Here is an 18,440-nt window from a genome sequence, read left to right as displayed (position 1 = left end):
ATTCGGACAGGGGCGCCCAGTACTGCAGCCACGAGTTCCAGCGCGTCCTGCGCGGCTATGGCATGCGCTCTTCCATGAGCCGCAAGGGGAATTGTTGGGACAACGCCCCGACGGAAAGCTTGTGGGGGCACCTCAAGGTTGGCAGACTGCACGGTCGCAAGTTCGCGACGCTGCGCCAGGCGATGGACGAGGTCGTTGCCTGGATGACCTTCTATAACTACCGCCGGCTGCATTCCTCGCTGGGCTACCTGAGCCCTATGCAGTACGAGCAACGCTGGCATGCGGCACAGCACAAGAACGCCGCATAGAACGAGGGCTAAGAACTACGGGAAACAGGGGCAAGGTCAAGCCGCCACCGGGCGCCCGGCGTACCACCCGGCGACGCTGCTGAAGATTTATGTCTATGGGTACCTGAACCGTATCCAGTCGAGCCGCCGGCTTGAGACGGAGGCCAATCGCAATATTGAGCTCATCTGGCTGACCAGCCGCCTGGCGCCCGACTTCAAGACGATCGCGGACTTCCGCAAGGACAACGGCGAAGCGATCCGCAAGGTCTGCCGGGAATTTGTGCTGCTGTGCCGGCGGCTCGACCTGTTCTCTGAGGGCGTCGTGGCCATCGACGGCAGCAAGTTCAAGGCGGTCAACAACCGCCACAAGAACTTCACCGAGCACAAGATACAGGTGCGGATGCAGCAACTGGAAGAGAACATCGCGCAGTACCTGGCCGAGCTCGACCGTGCCGACCGCGATCCCGCCATGGTTCTGCCGAGCAAGGTTGCCCGCTTGAAGGAACGCATCGGCAGGGTCAAAGAGCAGATGAGCAAGCTCGCTGCAATGGCTGAGCAAGTCAAGGCCAGTCCCGATGGGCAAGTCTCCTTGACTGACCCCGATGCCCGCGCCATGACGTCGACGGCCCGCAGCACCGGGACCGTGGGCTACAACGTCCAGGTCGCCGTCGACGCCAAGAATCATCTGGTCTTGGCTCATGAGGTCACCAACCAGATCAACGATCGCGATCAACTCGCCGGGATGTCAATCTCGGCCAAGGCAGCTGCAGGGGCCGAGAGTCTTACCGCGCTTGCTGACCGCGGCTATTACGATGGTCCGCAACTTCGCCAAGCTGAACTTGCCGGGGTGACTACGCTGGTGCCCAAACCGCTGACCTCCAACAGTCGGGCTGAAGGTAGGTTCGACAAGCGCGACTTCGTCTACGACGCTGCCAACGACCAGTACCGCTGCCCAGCGGGACAGATTGCCATACACCGGTTCGTCACTAAGGAGCGCGGCATCTACCTCAGCAAATACTGGTCGTCGTCATGCCCAACATGCCCAATCAAGCACCGGTGCACGACGTCCGAATACCGGCGAATCAGCCGCTGGGAGCATGAAACCGTGCTTGAGAGGGTGCAGGCCAGGCTCGACGCGATGCCCGAAGCCGCCAAGGTGAGGATGCAGACGGTGGAGCACGTGTTTGGGACGCTGAAGTTCTGGATGGGGTCGTGCCACTTCCTGACCAAAACACTGCCCAAGGTCAGGACCGAAATGAGTTTGCAGGTCCTGGCCTACAACATGAAGCGGATGATCAAGCTTCTCGGGGCAAGGAAGTTGATCCAGGTGATTGCAGCGTAGGTCCTCCAGCCAGTGAATCACTGCGGCACGACCAAACCGGTAAAGCGGCTACGTCCATGCCACCGCAGATGGCATGCTTCGTTTGGAGCATGCGGCTCTGTTTTCACACAGCCTCAGCCTTGAAGAGCCGGTCGAAAAGACACGCTGTCCGTCCTCAGTTGGCCGATAGTGCATATCACGTGCCTTTCACTGCTCAACCCCGAGCCGCCGCTTGTGCCTCTCACGCGCATTAGGGGCTGAGTGCGCGCTGGATCTCCTCCAGGCGCACGCCGCGGGTTTCAATGCCACTCCTGCTCAGGAGAATTGCTGAAAGCGCCATTGGTAGTGCCAAAACTAGCGCGGACAGAAGCAGGTGATCGAAGAAGCCCAGCAGGGCAACGCCGGCGCCAAAGATTCCGCCGAACTTGCTGCTGGCCGCGATGACGCCCGATCCGGTGCCTCTGAGATGCACGGGATAGATTTCCGCGGCATACGGAATCAGCATGGCGATGACCCCGCTTACCGCAATCAGGAGTGCAGCAGTAGCAAAGGTCGTCAATGCAGTCGACCGCAGTTCGAGAGCAGCGAGCACCGCAAAGCCCACAAGTACCAGTGCCGTCATCGCGATGAACGCGACGAGCGTGCGGAAGCTGCTCCAGCGGTGGTAAAGCCAGACCACCAGGGCGATCCCGGGCAGTGCGTAAAGCGCTGACTTTGCGAGCAGCGCACTTGCGGCGCCTGCGTCGACCCCAAGCGCTTCGAGGTTTGACGGCAACCAAAGCAGGAAGCCGAAATTCACCAAACCCCACCCTGTCCCGCAAGCCAGCAACGCCCAGGTGATGGGGGCATGGCGGCCATGCAGCAATTGGCGCACGCCGGCCACTGGATGGCTCTCGTCGATAAGGGGCGGTCCGGGATGCGCGCGGTCGTCAGCTTCCAACGCCTCGCGTCCGCCCGCAAAGCGCTTCAGCACGGCCAGTGCTTGCTGCGCGTGCCCGCAGGCCCAGAGGAAACGCGGCGACTCGGGGATGTAGTGGTTCAGCAGCAGGATGACCGCGCCGGTGGGCAAGCCCAGCAACCACAATACGCGCCAACTGAACAGCGGCTCCAGCCAGGCTGCAGCACCGGCGGCGAGCAAGTAGCCGGCCGAAGTGCCGAGGCCTCCGAGCGCAACGAGGAGCCAGCCGCGGTGGCGTGCCGGCACGGTCTCCGCCATCAAGGTGAAGGTGATCGGCAACAGGCCGCCGGCTGAGGCGCCCATCAAGAAGCACATGGCCAGATTCCACTCGAAGCTGGGCATGGCTCCGCAGATGGCAGTGCCAATGAACATCAGCGCCGAGAGCAGGATCGCCGCTCGCCGGCCCATGCGGTCAGCGATTCGCCCCCAGACGACTGAGCCAATGGTGGTGCCGGTCAGCGCAAACAGTGCCAGCAAGCCCGCATGGGAGCGCTCGATGCTGTACTCGCGACTCAACCCAGGCATCACAAAGCCCAGCGTTGCAGGCTTCATCACGTCGATCGCCAGTGTGATGATCAGCACCAACACCAGCTTGGCGTGCTCGCGGTTGAGCGGCACGCCATCGGCGACGTGAAAGTGGCGCGGAGCGGCACCTGACGTCCCGCTCGACGAAGGCGGTGGCCGCAGGCCCAGCCACGACAGCACGAGGCCCAGCGGGATCAGTGCCATGCCGACCCACATCTCTGGTGTCATCGGCATGTGCACCATCTGCCAGTGAGTGTGGCGGCCCATCATGAACATGGGGCCATGGGACAGGACGCCGATAGTGATCAGCAGGCAGCCGCTCCAGAAGGCAGCAGGTTTGTGGAACATGGACATTTATAGAGTTTCACTTAACCGATCACGAGCTCAGAACACCGCTGGTTTGTTGAGCTGACAAGGTTTTATTGTTCACTGTCTGTTCGCTTTGCTATGGCAGCCTCTGGCCGGGGGCTGCTGGCGAGGGCGTACGCATGGGTTGTCTGGCCGCGCCATGGTTCCACGACAAGCTGTCAGAGCTGCCGCTGCCCACGCTCATTTGAAATCCCGGCTCTCGGTCGCCAGCCGCCCCAGCAGCGGCGTGAGGTCGTGCAGCCGCCGGGCGATGAGGTGACGGACCTCGCCTTCACGCTGCCACACGCCGTAGACGGCGAGCAGCCGCGAGTGCAGCAGTTCCTGGCGCTGCTGCTCGCGCAGGGACCGCCAAACGATGACGTTCACCGTGCCGGTCTCGTCCTCTAGCGTTACGAACACCACGCCGTTGGACGTGCTGGGCTGCTGGCGCATGGTCACGATGCCGCAGGCCCGTGCCAGCCGCCCGTCCGGAAAGTCCTTCAGCTGCGCAGCGGTCAGCAGCCGCCGCTCGGCCAGCTTGGGCCGCAGCAACTGGAGCGGATGGCTGCGCAGCGTCAGGCCCAGCGAGGCGTAGTCGAACACCACCTCCTCGCCTTCAGGCGCGGGCGGCAACTCCAGTACATCCTCGTCCACCGGCGCCTCGCGCAGCAGCTCAGGCGCGGCAAGCAATGCCGAGGCATCCCAGACCTGCTGGCGCCGGTGGCCCGACAGGCTCATGAGCGCGTCGGCTGCAGCCAGCGTCCGCATGTCTTGCACGTTCAGGCTCGCACGGTGTGCCAGGTCTTCGACGTGGTCGAAAGGCTGCTGGCTGCGTGCCTGCACGATGCGCTGCGCCGCCTCGGCGCCCAGCCCGGCGACCATGTGCAGGCCCAGCCGCACGGCCGGCTGCAGCGGCAGGTCCTCCAGCGAGGTTTGCACGTCGCTGTAGAGCACGTCCACCGGCCGGACCTCCACGCCGTGGCGCTGCGCGTCCTGCACCAGCTGTGATGGCGAGTAGAAGCCCATGGGTTGCGAGTTCAGCAGCGCCGCCAGGAACGCCGCTGGTTCATGGCGCTTGATCCAGGACGAGGCATAGACGAGCAGCGCGAACGAGGCCGCATGGCTCTCCGGGAAGCCGTACTCACCGAAGCCCTGGATCTGGGCAAAGATGGCTTCAGCAAACTCTGGTGCGTAGCCGCGCTCGGTCATGCCGTCGATGATCTTGCGATAGAAGCGCTGCACGCCGCCCTTGCGCTTCCACGCCGCCATGGCACGGCGCAGCTGGTCGGCCTCACCGGCGGTGAAGCCTGCGGCATCGATCGCTACTTGCATCACCTGCTCTTGGAAAATTGGTACGCCTTTCGTGCGCTCGAGGGCGCGTTCCAGCCCGGGCGGCACGGTGGCTTCTTCGAGGCCCTGGCGCCGCCGCAGGTAAGGGTGGACCATGCCGCCCTGGATCGGACCCGGGCGCACCAGCGCGACTTCCACCACCAGGTCGTAGAAGCAGCGTGGGCTCAGTCGCGGCAGCATGGTCATCTGCGCGCGGCTCTCGATCTGGAACACGCCCACGGTGTCGGCCCGGCACACCATGTCGTAGGTGGCCTCGTCCTCGGGCGGGATGTCCTGCAGCTGGAATTCGAAGCCGCGGCGCAGGCTGATGAAGTCCAGCGCCCGGCGGATGGCCGAGAGCATGCCCAGCGCCAGCACGTCGACCTTGAGCAGCCCCAGCGCGTCGAGATCGTCCTTGTCCCACTGGATGACGGTGCGGTGTTCCATCGAGGCGTTCTCCAGGGGCACCATGCGGCTGAGCTTGCCGCGCGTGAGCACGAAGCCGCCGACGTGCTGGCTCAGGTGCCGCGGGAAACCTGCGATCTGGCTGCACAGGGTGAGCAGCTGCTGCGTGGCCAGGTCGTCGGGGTCCACGCCGGCCTCGCGCAGCCGCTCGGGCGCCACCTGGCGGCCATCCCACCACTGCAGGTTCTTGGCGATGCGGTCCACGGTGTCCGGCTCGAAGCCCAGGGCCTTGCCGACGTCGCGGATGGCGCTGCGGCCGCGGTAGGAGATGACGGCCGCGGCCAGCGCCGCGCGGTCGCGCCCGTACTTGCCGTAGAGGTACTGGATCACCTCCTCGCGCCGCTGGTGCTCGAAGTCGATGTCGATGTCCGGCGGCTCGTTGCGCTCGCGGCTGATGAAGCGCTCGAACAGCACGCTCATGCGCGCGGGGTCCACCTCCGTGATGCCCAGGCAATAGCACACGACCGAGTTCGCCGCCGAGCCGCGGCCCTGGCACAGGATCTGGCGGCTGCGCGCGAACTCCACCAGGTCGTGGACGGTGAGGAAATACCGCTCGTAGCCCAGCTCCTGGATCAGCGAGAGCTCGTGCTCGATCTGCTGCTGGACCTCGGCCGGGATGCCGCCCTGCGTGAAGCGGCGCCCCGCGCCCTCGTAGGTCAGGCGCCGCAGCCAGGAGGAGGGCGTCTGGCCCTCGGGCACGATCTCTTCGGGGTACTCGTAGCGCAGCTCGTCCAGGCTGAAGCGGCAGCGCCGCGCCACGTTGAGGGTTTCGGCCAGCAGCTGTGGCGGGTAGAGGCTGGCCAGCGCCAGGCGCGAGCGCAGGTGGCGCTCGGCGTTGGGCTGCAGCGCCAGCCCGCATTCCGTGAGCGGCTTGCCCGCCCGGATGGCCGTGAGCGTGTCCTGCAGGGGCTTGCGCGAGCGCACGTGCATGTGCACATCGCCGGCGGCCACGAGCGGCAGGTTCGCCAGGCGCGAGAGCTCGCGCAGGCGCGCGAGCCACAAGTCGTCCTCCATCTCGCAGTGCAGCGCCACGCCGATCCAGGCCCGGCCCTCGAAGTGCGCATCGAACCATTGCGCCTGCGCGTACAGGTCCGCCTGGGGCGCTTGGCGCTCGGGCAGGTACAGCAGCAGGCAGTCGTCCAGCCAGCCGGGAAAGAGGTCGCTCCACTCCAGGCGGTAGCTGCCCTTCTCGGAGCTCAGGCGCAGCCGCGTGATGAGCTCGCACAGGTTGCCGTAGCCGTTGCGGTTGGTGGCCAGCACGACCATGCGAAAGCTGCCCGCTGGCGTGCCGTCGGCGGCCGGCACCTCGACGCGGAACTCGCTGCCGATGAGCAGCGGCAGGCCCCGCTCCTTGGCCGCCACGTGCGCGCGCACCACGCCGGCGAGCGAGCATTCGTCGGTGATGGCCAGCGCCGCGTAGCCCAGCGCGTGGGCGCGCTCGGCGAGTTCCTCCGCGTGCGAGGCACCGCGCAGGAACGTGAAGTTGGTCAGGCAGTGCAGCTCGGCATAGCTGGGTAGGTCGCTGTCCATGGTGCTCAGGCGTCAGCCGAAGATGCCGTGCAGGAACCAGGGGCTCGCCGCGCTGCGGCCGTCGTCCTCGCGTTCGCCCCGCTCGCGGTAGACCCACAGCAGCCCGGCGTGGTCGCTGAGCATGACGTAGTAGTCGCGCCTCACCATGGCGCTGCGCTCGCCGTTGGCGGCGCGGTCCCACCAGGCGCCGTCCACCCGGTGCGGGCCCGACACCACCTGCAGTGGCCCCTGGTACACGGGCCGCTCGCCGCGCACGGCCAGGCGCAGCGGCGCCTTCAACAGCCACGTCGGGTGCGGGATGTCGGGGGCGCAGCCCCGCGGCCTCGATGCCGCGTCGGTGGCCGGCAGCCAGGCCTGCAGCGATTCCGGCCGGTGGTCGGCTCGCAACACCGGGCGCAGCACGCGCTCCGGTCCCAGCCGTGCCGACAGCCGCTCCACCAGCTGCATCAGCGACTCGGCCTGCCTGGCCTTCTCCTGCAGCAGGCTGGCACTGGTTTCTTCCAGCGGCGCCACCTCGTCGGCGCGCAGCCGGATCTCCTCCACCGCGGCGGCGAGTGTCGTCTGGTTCAGCTGCTCGGTGAGCAGGCGTGCGAAGTGGTCGGTGGCGCGCGTGAGCTCGGCGGTTCGGATCTCCAGCCGCTCCTCGTCGGGCGAGTCCTTGGCGCGGTGAAATTCATACCGCCACGTCAGCGTGAAAGAGCGCACGCCGGCGTGACGGGCCGCCAGCCAGCCGGCCATCTGCGCCAGCAGCCGCTGACCGCCGAAGACCAGGCCGGCAGCGTGCTCGACCTTGCCGGGCAGCTCCAGCCGGGCTTCGAACACCTCGGGCAGCGCCAGCCACTCGAAGGCTTCAGGTTTCAGGCCGTAGGCGCGGTCCAGCGCCTGCAGCGGCGCTGGACCGAAGCGCCGGCTCACGCCCCCACGCGGCAGCCGGCGCACATCGCCCAGCGTGCGGCAGCCCAGGCGGGCCAGTGTGGGCTCGTGGGCTGCCATGTCGGTGAGGACGTGCAGCGGCAGGGCGTCCAGCACGGCTTGCAGCGGCTGCGCGAAACCATCGTCCTGCCCCGCCCGGGCCAGCGCTAGGGCGGCTGTGCAAGTCGGCGCCCAGGCCACCGCCGTGCAGCCCAGCTCCAGCGCCTGGCCGTGGACATGGCTGCGCAGGGCTTGCTCGCCCCCGAACAGCCGCTGGCTCGCACGTACCTCCATCGCCACCGCCTCCTCGACCAGCGCCACGCGCGGGGTGAACTGCAGCGCCCAGCATCCGATGGCGTGCTGCTGTCCCGCGGCGCCTTCAGCGCCCGGCCAGGCCGAGGCGTTGCGTGGGCAAGGCTCGGGCAGCAGCGCGATCCAGTACATGGGAGCCCTCGCTGAAGTGGTCTGGAGCGCTGCGCCGGTGCCGCAGCAGCGGCGCCAAGCGCGGGGAAGCCGTGGCCAGGACGAGCTCGCCGTCGTGCGCGGGACCGCGGCGCTTGATGAGGTGCACTGCGATCTGGCCCGCTCCGGCCAGCCGCGCCTGCACGCGCAGTGGCGCGGCCGACGACTGCAGGGCCGCGTCCTGCGGACGCATCAGGAAGAGGGGGAAGTCGCTGCCGCTGGCGCAGGCCTGCAGCCGGCGCACCTGATCCGCCCGCGCATGGGGCAGCCACGCCATCACGGCACCGATGCCGTCGGCGCGCACGGCCTGCTCGGTGACCCAGAGGCTTTCAGCCGGCGTGTGCGGCTGCACTACCAGCACATGGGACTCGCAGATGCCCCAGGCCCGCCAGCCGGCCAGGAAGGGCTGGTGCGGTGCACCGATCACCAGCACCTGGCGTTGCGCGCCGGACAGCCTGGACACGGCCGGCAGCAGCAGCTGCGCTTCCGCCAGCGAGTATTGCGGCTGCAGCAGTTCCGTTGCACAACCAACCGGCCAGCCGCCACCGGGCAATTCGTGATCCAGGGCGTCGAAGCCTGTCGCTACCACCGCGCTGCTGGGCGTGCCGAGCTCGTCGCCCCGCCACAGCACCGCGGCGAGGCCATCCGGCAACTCCAACCCCTTGCCGACCCGTGGTGGGTCAGACCTTGATGGGGAAATGGATGCCGTTGTCATACAGTCAAATGATACTGTATAAAAACACAGGCAATTGACGTTCCTGTAGATGCTGCTGCATCGACATCGGCGGCACGCAGGGTGCTTGCGTCAGAAACGACAAGGCAAGGCCGGGTCACGCCGCTGCTTTGCCCCGGCCACGCCCGGCGGGCCGCAGGGGTTGGGAGTGTGGCGCGACGATCTGGATGAGGTGCTCTTGCCTGGATTGGCGCGCGGCACTGGGCGAAAACGCTGTCGCGGGCGGTCGAGCCGCCACCCGCGCGTCCCCGCTGCCGATCAGGCGCGGCGGACCATGATCAGGAAGCGCTTGGCTGACGCCGTCCACGTGCCGGTCGGGGTAGGGGCCTTGCGCCCAGCGAACTTGACAACCGGCTATCGGAGCCCTGTCGGCCCAGCGACCCGTGAACCTGCTGCAAGCACCGGATGTTCAAATATATTTGAGCGTTTTCGCGAGCAGAGAGACAATAAGTCGCATGCCGCGTGCTCTGAAACTCGCCCAGGACATGCCTGCCCCGATCGTCACGGTGCTGCTGGATTTGGGTGCGAACCTGCGCCTGGCGCGCGAGCGGCGTGGCCTGTCGATCCGCGCGCTGGCGGCCGAGATCAACGTCTCGGTGCCGACCGTCATGAGCATGGAGCGCGGCGAGGCCACCGTCAGCATGGGCGTCTACGCCGCCGCGCTGTTCTTCTATGGCCGCCTGGAATGGCTGGCCGACCTGGCGGCGCCCGAGTTCGACCGGGAAGCGTTGCGCATCGAACTGGCTGGTATCCGGCCAAGACCTGCGCGCAGGCGGTAGCCTGCAGACTTGCACAGAAGACACCACGCATGCCCGAAAGCGCCGTGACGATGAGGTGCGGCGCGGCCTTCCGCCTTGCCGGCACGGATGCCGCCGTCTTGCAGGCTGTTGTCGCATGTCGCTCCCCCATCCTGAGCTATCCCCAGTTGCTGGGGATAACTCTGTACGCAAGCCGCCTTGGTGCAGCATAAGTCACTGTCTCGATTGGAGTTTTCGGAAGTGCTTAAAAAGTAAGCAATCCAGGGGGTGAAGCCATGGACTTGCCGATGGGAGGCGTGGAGACGGCGCAGCGCCTCGTTGATGAAGGCAAAGCGCGGGTGACCGAACAAGCCGCCCGCATCGCCGAGTTGAAGCGCAACCAATGCTCCACCGCGGAAGCGCAAGTGCTGCTGGTGACCTTGGAGAACCGGCTTGTCGCATTGCAGGAGAACCTGACTCGGCACAAGGCACACGCCGCCCGCTGGTGCCCGGTCGGCTTGTAGCCGGTCCAGGCCACCGGCCGCTGCCCTGACCCGGGTCCGCTTCGTGGCTCTGTGGGCCGGGCTGCATGCGGCCTGGGATGCCCGGCACTTTGAGTGCCGTCAGCCCTTGGCCCGAAGCACGGACGGCAGCCAACACCGACCGTCCAAAAGCTGCTTGGCCTGGGCGACCAGCGCATCCTTCTTCAAGCCGTCGAGCTTGCGTGCCGCCTCGGGCGACACAGCCTCGCTCACGGCCTCCAGCACCTTGGCGTTAGGCACGGCGCAAAAGTAGCCGTCCACCGTGGGTGTCCAATACACGGTCATGGTCAAAGTGGTAATGATCGCAACCATCACCCATTGAGCAAATAGTTGTTGGGTGCGAACGTTACAACGCACCCAAGACCGTTGAAGCTGGAGATACGCCATGAATGCAGCCGGCGGTGTGCCGGTCGATATCACGGCTCACGAGGCTGCCGTATTGCAACTTCGCTGTTGTCCTGGAAGAAACGTGCTGTCGCGTCTGTTGCAGCGGGCCCGGCAACCATTCAGCTGCGGGCAGTGCCAGTCGGCTGCCGAGGTTGGTGGCGTAGCAGCTCAAACCGCTGACCATTCCGTTCACGGCATGGCCTACAAGGCCGACACCACCCACTACCTTGCCCGCAGTACCTCTTGCGCGCAGCCCCGATGCAGCTTACTGAAGCTACGCACGACAGGAAAAATGGACGCTACGCTGCCGACTCCTTGAGCAGGTTGACCATTTTCTTGGCGATGACTTTGGGCGAGTCACGACCCGTTGGCCGGTACCAGGTGTAGCTCCAGGCCAGCATGCCCAGGATGGCCAAGCGGAAGTAGGTGCGGTCCACGCCTTTACGCAGCGGCAGTTCGGCAACGATGGCAGCAAACATCGATTCGAAACGATGCCGGTGCTCGATCAGCTGCTGGTGCAACTCGTCGGGCCGCTTGCGCGGGAACTCGGTGATGATGATGCTTGCGTAGTCGTACTCGTTGAGCATGGTGTCCAGGTAGCCTTCGGCCGCCTGGGTCAGCCGGGTCCAGGGGTCAGCATTCGGGTCCACACTTTCTCTGACGCGCCGACAGATGTGCTCCATGGCGAACTCGTGGACGGCGATGAACAACTCCTCCTTGGACTTGAAGTAGTAGTAGATCGAGCCGGCCAGCATGCCGCTGACAGTCGCGATGTCGCGCATGGTCGTGCCGTCGTAGCCCGCCTTGGCGAACTGGTGCACGGCAGCGTCAAGCAATGCATCGCGTCCGATGGGCGCGGTGGACTGTGCGGGCGACTCCTTGGCGCGAGACTTGGTAGCCCGTGTCGCTAGAGGCTTCGCTTTCTGGCTAACAGGTGTTTGTTCCGTTTGCTTGCGCTGGGTGATGGGCATGGATTTTCTCCGTCAGGGGAAGTGTCCCATACGGAGACGTATTCTCCTCCTGCGCGTGGCGATAGTCGGGCACGGTCCCTAGAAGAAGCGCAGTGCAACCATGACAAACAAATGTTTGGTATATAACCGAGCGTTGATGCGAGGCGCGTTCTCCGCCAGCCAACGCTACAAGTGCGGCCGCTGTGACAGTCTCGCGCCGCCCCAGCCATAGGAGCCAGACATGAAAGACCCTGTCGTCATTGCATCTGCCACACGCACGCCGCTGGGCGCCTTCCAGGGCGACTTCGCGGCGCTGACGGCGCCGCAGCTGGGCGCCACCGCCATACGCGCCGCCGTCGAGCGCGCCAGGCTGCAGCCCGAGGCGGTGGAGGAGGTGCTCATGGGCTGCGTGCTGCCCGCGGGCCTGGGCCAGGCGCCCGCGCGCCAGGCGGCGCTGGGCGCCGGGCTGCCGCTGTCGGCCGGCTGCACCACGCTCAACAAGGTCTGCGGCTCGGGCATGAAGGCTACGATGCTGGCGCACGACCTGCTGCTGGCCGGCAGCCAGCGGCTCATCGTGGCTGGAGGCATGGAGTCCATGAGTAACACGCCCTATCTCCTGCCCAAGGCCCGCTCGGGCCAGCGCCTGGGCCACGGCCAGATGCTGGACCACATGTTCTTCGACGGCCTGGAGGACCGCTACGGCGCCGCCACCAACGGCCGCCTGATGGGCACCTTCGCCGAGGACTGCGCCCGCCACTTCAGCTTCAGCCGGGAGGAACAGGACGCCTACGCCGCCGCTTCCACGCTGCGCGCGCAGCAGACCAAGCGCGACGGACTGTTCCAGTGGGAGATCGCACCGGTGGCCGTGCCGGGGCGCGACGGCGAGAAGCTCGTCAACGAGGACGAGGCGCCGGGCAAGGTGCAGCTGAACAAGATCTCGACGCTCAAGCCCGCCTTCGCCAAGGACGGCACGGTGACGGCCGCCAACTCCAGCTCCATCTCGGATGGCGCCGCGGCGCTGGTGCTGATGCGCCAGTCCACCGCGCGCGAGCGTGACTTGGCGCCGCTGGCCGTGATCCACGGCCATGCCACGCATGCGCAGGAGCCGGCTTGGTTCACGACCGCGCCGGTGGGCGCGATCCAGAAGCTGCTGGCCAAGGTGGGCTGGCAGGCGGGCGACGTGGACCTGTGGGAAATCAACGAGGCCTTTGCCGTGGTGACGATGGCCACTATGCGCGAACTTTCGCTGCCGCACGAGCGCGTCAACGTGCACGGCGGCGCCTGTGCACTGGGCCATCCCATCGGTGCCACGGGCGCGCGCATCATCGTCACGCTGCTGGGCGCGCTGCGCGCCCGCCAGTTGCGCCGCGGCGTTGCCTCACTGTGCATTGGGGGCGGGGAAGCGACGGCGCTGGCGCTGGAACTTTGCACCTGAGCGGCACGCCTACAAGTCTGAGCCCGCGCGTGCCGTGCATCGCCCCTGCCGGCTGCGCATTTGCAGCGGGCCAAGGCATGTGCGGGAGGTGGTCACGCCAGTAGGAACCACCGCGCAGACTGCACAGGTGCGCATGCAAGGACGCCGCCGCGCACATAGCGTAAATACCAATGACAAGGCGGCGTCCTGCAGCAAGCATCTCACCAAACAATCGTTTGGTTAAGGAGAAAGTGATGAACCCGTTGATGCAAAAGGAAGCCGATGACGTCCGGACCGGTGACTGTGGCGGACTCGGCAGCCCGGCCAACGCCCGGCGTCGTGCAGTACTGAAGGCGGCCGGCGCGAACGCGCTTGCGGGGGCCTGCACGGCTCTGGGGCTGCCTATGGCGCACGCGCAGAGCAGTTCGGCGGACGTGATCCACATCGGGGCGTCGTTGCCTATGACGGGTCCCTACGAGAAGGTGGCCCGCATCTGCAAGGACGCCTACGATTTCTGGACTAAGACCTACGGCGGAGAGATGGTCGTTGCCGGCCGGAAGCGCAAGATCAAGTGGACCTTGTACGACGACGAGAACAACCCGTCTCGCGCAGCGCTGCTGACCGAGAAACTGCTGACTTCGGACAAGGTAGACATCCTGGTCGGCAGCTATGGCACGGACACCGTGCTGGCCCAGGGCGCTATCGTCAAGAAGTACAACCGTGTTTTCGTGCAGACTGGCGCCTCGTCGATTCGCATCGATCAGGAACTGGGCGGCCATACCGCCTTCACCGCCAATGGCCTCGTGAGCACCTATGGCGGCGGCGCCATGGAGTTCCTCGCCACCAAGGCGCCCAAGCCCAAGAGCTTGGCGCTGGTCATCATGGATGACCCGGTATACCAGGAAATCGCCTCTGGCGTGCGCGAACGTTGCAAGCAGTACGGCATCGACGTAGTGTCGGAGATCGTGTTGCCGATGAACGTGCAAGATCTGCGCCCCGCAGCGCTCAAGCTGCGCATGGCCAAAGCTGACGTGGTCTACAACACCGGCTGGGACGTCATCTGCGTGAAGCTGGTAGAGGAGATGTCGGCCATCGGCGTCAATCCCAAAGCCTTCGTCGGCGGTCACCTCACCGGAAGCCCAATGGTGCGCAACACGTTGGGCACGAAAATGGACGGCATTATCGGCACGGCCGTCTGGCTGCCGCAGTTCAAGTACAAGGACGACAAGTTCGCTTCGGCCCAGGAATTTGCTGACAAGTACAAGGCCGAGTTCGGCTACGTACCGACCTACCAAGCTGCCTTTTCCTACATCATTCCCTGGATCTACCAGCAGGTGCTGCGCGACGCCAACCCGTCGGACCCTTTCAACGCGGCGTCGCTGCGGCAGCGGCTGGCAGCACTGAATGTGCGCGACAGCATCTGGGGACCGATCGCCTTTGATGAACGCGGCCGGATTCGCCGCGATGCAGCGCCAGCAATCCAGTGGTTGGGAAAACCGGCCAGTGAAAAAATCGTTTCTCCAACAACGATGGCTGAGGCCCCCGGTGTCTACCCGAAGACGCCCTGGTGAAGGGTGACGCCTCGCATGGACTTCGGTCCTGAGAGCAAGGCGTCGGTAACTGGCGGCTCGCAGCATCGTGCTGCAGGCCGCGCTCATACGGCCTATCAATTGGAGAGCTCACGGCACTGCAAAGCCCGCTATCAATGCGTTAGAGCGGCGGCTTCGATTGGAAGTCATCCGCTACGCCAGCACGCTTGGCCAAGGCAGCAACCGTTTGCGCTGCGCCGTCAACTCGCAGCTCAAGCACGGCCCCTCTCGTCAAGCGCTGTGGTTTGAGCCGCCCCTGGCTTTACCGGGTCTTGGCCATGCTCAATGAAATGGCACATCGGCTTGTGCACGTAAGCCACCGCCGAATCGACGGCCATGGCGCACAGCGCCGATGTCCGCATCAAGTGCCCCTTGATCTTGTTGCCATGCGACTGAGCTTCAGCCCGGGCACCCGGCGGCAAAACATCGACATGCATCAAGGCTGAGATCGACGCCTTCACTCTCCAGGCGGACATGGTCTACGTGTCCCAGGCGTGTGAACGCGCGCGCTTCCGGCGCCGCATGCACCTGTTCGGAATTGCCAAGAAAGCCCTGCGGACATTGCGCCCAATGGGCACGTTACGCTGCAGGGTCAGCAGCCGGGTGAGGCTTTGTCGTGCCCGTACGAACAGCGCAAAGGCCGACCGGTGGCTCTAGTGGCCCCCGCCTGCCGGCGCAATCCAAGCCTTTACCTCGCGCTTACTCAGATGGCGCCCGCGCGCCGCAAACTCTCGATGCTGGCCTCGTCCAGGCCTGCGGCCTGCAGCAGTGACTCGGTCTGAGCGCCCAAGGCGGGACAAGGCGCCAGCGCGCTGGGTGCAACGCCGTCGAAGCGTAGGGGGCATGCAATGTGCTGTAGCGGACCTTCGACCGGGTCGTCCACCGTGATGACCATGCCGCGCGCAGTGGCATGGGCACCGGCCAACGCCTCGCGCACTGTGAGTACCGGCGTGACGCAGGCCTCGCGGGTCGCAAAAAGGTCGAGCCACTGCTGTTGCGTGCGCCGCCGCAGCGCGGCGGCGATGTCCCGGCGTTGCGCCTCTTCCTCCGTGCCGTCCACCCATTGACGCTCGATCCATTGAGGCAGTTCCAATACCTCGCACAGGGTCTGCCAGAACTTGGGCTCGTAGGCGCCTACCACGAGGTGACGGGCATCGGCGGTCTCGTAGACGGTGTAGAAGGGCTTGTCGAAGGGGGCGTCGAAGGGCACCGGCTCGCCAGCCAGCGCCGGCACGTTCCACTGGGACGTCATGAAGCCCACCCAGGACAACAGACCATCGACGACGGAGATGTCGACGTCGCGGCCGGTGCCGGTGCGCTCGCGCTCGAACAAGGCGGCCAGTACGCCGCTGAGCGCCATCAGTGCGCCGCCGCCGATGTCACCTACCGGCAAGGCCGTGGGGCGAGGCGTGGTGCGGCTGCCGTTGACGTAGTGCAGAAGTCCAGTCATGCCCTGGTAATTCAGGTCATGGGCCGGCACCTGCGCGTCGGGGCCGTTCTGGCCGAAGCCAGTCATGGCGCAGTAGACCAGTCGAGGGTTGTGCCGGCGCAGCGTGTCCGAACCCAGGCCCAGGCGCGCCATCACCCCGGGGCGAAAACCCTCAATCACGACGTCGGCGGTTTCGCACAGTCGCAGAAAGGCCCCACGCGCGCCAGCGTGCTTGAGATCCAGCGTGATGCTCTGTTTGCCCCGGTTGAGAGCGAGGAACTGATAGCCGTGGCGGTGCACGCGGGGTTCCATCCAGCGCCAGTAGTCACCGCTGCCGGGCTGCTCGACCTTGATGACCTCAGCCCCCATGTCGGCTAGCAACTGAGTGCAGTAAGCACCAGGCAGCAGCCGCGTCAGGTCGAGCACGCGCACGCCGGCCAGCGGTTGTGGCTTGCCGGACGGCGCATCCGGACGCTGGGTCTCGGTCCCGAGGAAGTGCGAAGTAGATGAAGTTGGCGGGAAAGACATGGCAGTAAGGAAGTTGGGATCCCGGGCTGCCGCCTTGTGCGGCAGGGCGGACAATTCAGACTAGTACCAAACGAACGTTTGGTAAAGCAATTTCCCTCTCCGAACTAGCGAACAGAGCCCGTGCCGCTTGCACACGCCGATCGGCATTCCTATACTTTAAGCAAACAAGCGTTTGGTAGAAACCGCCAACCAACGGAGTGTGTGATGGACTTTGAATTGACGGGCGAGCAGCTGGAGATCCAGCGCATGGTGCGGGACTTCGCACGCAATGAAGTCGCGCCGGCGCAGGAGCAGATGGATCGCGACCACGAGTTCCCATACGCGGTATGGAAGAAGTGGAGCGACCTTGGCATGGCCGGCATCCTCATTTCCCAGGAGTACGGTGGCAGCGGTCTGGACTCGCTGACCTACATCCTGGCAATGGAAGAAATGGGCACCGTCAGCCAGACCTTTGCCTTGATCTGGCAGGTTCATGTGATGGTGGCCAACATGTACGTGCACCTGGGCACGCCCGAGCAGAAGAACAAGTGGCTGCCGGCCTTCGCCCGCGGCGAGAAGCTGGGTGCCTTCGCATTGACCGAACCCGGTGCTGGCTCTGACGCCGGTGGTCTCAAGACCCGGGCGGAGCGCGATGCGCACGGCGACTGGGTCATCAACGGCAGCAAGATCTTCATCAGTAACGCAGGTACCCGCATCAGCGACGGCACCGTGTTGATGGCCGCCACTGGCGAGACCGAGGCCAAACGCAAGGCCATCTCCTGCTTCATCATCCCGCGCGACGCCCCTGGCTACACGCTCGGCCAGTCCTTCGACAAGATGGCTTGGCACGGTATGGATAACCGCGAGCTGGTGTTCAACGACTGCCGTGTACCCGCAGAGAACCTGCTGGGCAAGGAGGGAGCCGGTCTGCGCCAGGCGCTGACCGGGCTGAATCTGGGCCGCATCGTGTTCGGCACGCTGGGTGCATCGCTAATCCAGGCGTGCCTGGACGAGGCGCTGGCCTACGCCAAGGACCGCCGGCAGTTTGGCAAACCGCTGACCGACTTTCAGCTTACCCAGGCCAAGCTGGCCGACATGGCTGCCCATGCCGAGGGGGTGCGTCGCTTCGCGCACTACGTGGCCTGGATGCATGCCAATGGCAAGGACTGTCATACCGAGGCCGCGATGCTCAAGCTCATGGGCACCCGGTTGGCCATCGAGGCCGCGCGCGAGGCTTACCAAATCCACGGTGGCTACGGCTTCATGCATGAGTTCAGGGTCAACCGCCTGTACCGAGAGGCCCAGATCCTGGCCATCGGCGAAGGCACCAACGAAATCCAGCAGCTGCTGATCGCACGCGCGCTGGGCTGCTGAACAACGGGCAAGGAGACCATCGCATGGACAAGACACTGGCGGCCAAGTTGTATCGCACCATGTGCGAGATCCGAGAGTTCGAACTCGCAGCTTCCCAACATTACCGGGATGGGCACCTGCCAGGCTTCATCCACCTGTCGCTGGGCCAGGAAGCCTGCGCTGCCGGCGCCTGCGCGGCGCTTGATGATGAGGACTACATCGCCAGCAACCACCGTGGTCATGGCCATTGCCTAGCCAAGGGCGCTGATGCACGGCTGATGATGGCCGAGCTGTTCGCCAAGCGCGAGGGCTATGACCTTGCCCCCGAAAAACGTAGTTCTTGCCTGATGGTCAAATCAGAGTAGGAGCTATTGCATGAAAGAGAAGCAGACCCGCGCCAGGTACACGCTGGAGTTCAAGCTGGAGGCGGTCAGGCTGGTCAATGACGGGCAGTCGGTAGGCGTGACGGCGAAGGTCCTGGGCGTACCCAAGGCGACGCTGAGCAACTGGGTGCGCGAGGCGGCCAAGGGAACGCTGCAAGGCGCTGGCGACAAGGTTGTGACGCCCGAGCAGATGGAAATCGCACGGCTTCGCGCTGAGCTCGCGCGCGTGAAGATGGAGCGCGACGTCCTGGAAAAAGCGACGGCGTACTTCGCGAAAGC

The 18,440-nt window shown here is 65.5% G+C and carries 16 protein-coding genes and 1 pseudogene; 9 read left to right on the top strand and 8 right to left on the bottom strand.

What is annotated here, in order from left to right; genetic code table 11:
• Both H537_RS0117135 and H537_RS43750 read left to right on the top strand, forming a co-directional pair.
• Positions 1–308: integrase core domain-containing protein (locus tag H537_RS0117135; protein WP_028998849.1), on the top strand; the 308-nt coding region annotated here is incomplete at its 5' end.
• A 28-nt stretch (positions 309–336) separates the two neighbouring features.
• Positions 337–1,629: pseudogene (locus tag H537_RS43750) on the top strand (IS1182 family transposase); the annotation flags it as partial.
• A gap of 229 nt (positions 1,630–1,858) precedes the next feature.
• On the opposite strand, the gene H537_RS0117125 reads toward H537_RS43750, so the two are convergent.
• The 4 genes from H537_RS0117125 to imuA form a co-directional block, all read right to left on the bottom strand.
• Entirely contained in the window at positions 1,859–3,445 is a 1,587-nt protein-coding gene (locus tag H537_RS0117125) for an MFS transporter (RefSeq protein ID WP_028998848.1), read from the bottom strand.
• A gap of 195 nt (positions 3,446–3,640) precedes the next feature.
• The gene (locus H537_RS0117120; protein ID WP_028998847.1) at positions 3,641–6,763 is read right to left on the bottom strand and encodes an error-prone DNA polymerase; all 3,123 of its coding nucleotides are present in this window, start codon (positions 6,761–6,763) and stop codon (positions 3,641–3,643) included.
• 12 nt (positions 6,764–6,775) lie between these two features.
• Positions 6,776–8,119 (bottom strand): Y-family DNA polymerase, encoded by a 1,344-nt coding sequence (locus tag H537_RS0117115; protein WP_028998846.1) that lies wholly within the window; start codon positions 8,117–8,119, stop codon positions 6,776–6,778.
• On the bottom strand, positions 8,055–8,795 hold the full coding sequence (gene imuA, locus H537_RS43745) for a translesion DNA synthesis-associated protein ImuA (RefSeq protein ID WP_051242844.1): 741 nt from the start codon (positions 8,793–8,795) through the stop codon (positions 8,055–8,057). Before imuA ends, H537_RS0117115 begins: the two co-directional genes overlap by 65 nt.
• Before the next feature lie 530 nt (positions 8,796–9,325).
• Here imuA and H537_RS0117105 point away from each other — a divergent pair.
• Entirely contained in the window at positions 9,326–9,649 is a 324-nt protein-coding gene (locus H537_RS0117105) for a helix-turn-helix domain-containing protein (RefSeq protein ID WP_064735994.1), read from the top strand.
• Positions 9,650–9,903: 254 nt separating this feature from the next.
• A complete protein-coding gene (locus H537_RS0117100) occupies positions 9,904–10,131 on the top strand; it encodes a hypothetical protein (RefSeq protein WP_028998844.1) in 228 nt (75 codons plus the stop codon).
• A gap of 99 nt (positions 10,132–10,230) precedes the next feature.
• On the opposite strand, the gene H537_RS0117095 is transcribed toward H537_RS0117100, so the two are convergent.
• On the bottom strand, positions 10,231–10,536 hold the full coding sequence (locus H537_RS0117095) for a hypothetical protein (protein WP_156901787.1): 306 nt from the start codon (positions 10,534–10,536) through the stop codon (positions 10,231–10,233).
• A gap of 299 nt (positions 10,537–10,835) precedes the next feature.
• The gene (locus H537_RS43740; RefSeq protein ID WP_084150754.1) at positions 10,836–11,507 is read right to left on the bottom strand and encodes a TetR/AcrR family transcriptional regulator; all 672 of its coding nucleotides are present in this window, start codon (positions 11,505–11,507) and stop codon (positions 10,836–10,838) included.
• Between the two features lie 220 nt (positions 11,508–11,727).
• Here H537_RS43740 and H537_RS0117085 point away from each other — a divergent pair, with 220 nt between their 5' ends.
• Together H537_RS0117085 and H537_RS0117080 are read left to right on the top strand one after the other, a co-directional pair.
• A complete protein-coding gene (locus H537_RS0117085; RefSeq protein ID WP_028998842.1) occupies positions 11,728–12,921 on the top strand; it encodes an acetyl-CoA C-acyltransferase in 1,194 nt (397 codons plus the stop codon).
• A 233-nt stretch (positions 12,922–13,154) separates the two neighbouring features.
• Complete coding sequence (locus tag H537_RS0117080) at positions 13,155–14,471, top strand: amino acid ABC transporter substrate-binding protein (RefSeq protein ID WP_169517028.1); 1,317 nt, start codon at positions 13,155–13,157, stop codon at positions 14,469–14,471.
• 230 nt (positions 14,472–14,701) lie between these two features.
• Here H537_RS0117080 and H537_RS53045 read toward each other — a convergent pair whose 3' ends face one another.
• Positions 14,702–14,965 carry a hypothetical protein gene (locus H537_RS53045; protein ID WP_156901786.1) on the bottom strand — a complete coding sequence of 88 codons (264 nt, stop codon included), beginning with the start codon at positions 14,963–14,965 and terminating at the stop codon, positions 14,702–14,704.
• 227 nt (positions 14,966–15,192) lie between these two features.
• Positions 15,193–16,500 carry a CaiB/BaiF CoA transferase family protein gene (locus H537_RS0117075; RefSeq protein WP_156901785.1) on the bottom strand — a complete coding sequence of 436 codons (1,308 nt, stop codon included), beginning with the start codon at positions 16,498–16,500 and terminating at the stop codon, positions 15,193–15,195.
• Positions 16,501–16,566: 66 nt separating this feature from the next.
• Between H537_RS0117075 and H537_RS0117070 the strand changes: the two genes are divergently transcribed.
• The 3 genes from H537_RS0117070 to H537_RS0117060 all read left to right on the top strand — a co-directional run.
• A complete protein-coding gene (locus H537_RS0117070; protein WP_156901784.1) occupies positions 16,567–17,799 on the top strand; it encodes an acyl-CoA dehydrogenase family protein in 1,233 nt (410 codons plus the stop codon).
• 23 nt (positions 17,800–17,822) lie between these two features.
• Complete coding sequence (locus H537_RS0117065) at positions 17,823–18,143, top strand: thiamine pyrophosphate-dependent enzyme (protein WP_028998838.1); 321 nt, start codon at positions 17,823–17,825, stop codon at positions 18,141–18,143.
• A gap of 10 nt (positions 18,144–18,153) precedes the next feature.
• Positions 18,154–18,440, top strand: a 287-nt coding sequence (locus H537_RS0117060; RefSeq protein ID WP_028998837.1) for a transposase, incomplete at its 3' end; no start/stop codon positions are given.

This window comes from Azohydromonas australica DSM 1124 (genome assembly GCF_000430725.1).
Taxonomy (GTDB): Bacteria; Pseudomonadota; Gammaproteobacteria; order Burkholderiales; family Burkholderiaceae_C; genus Azohydromonas; species Azohydromonas australica.
This window is presented reverse-complemented; position numbering and strand designations above follow the sequence as displayed.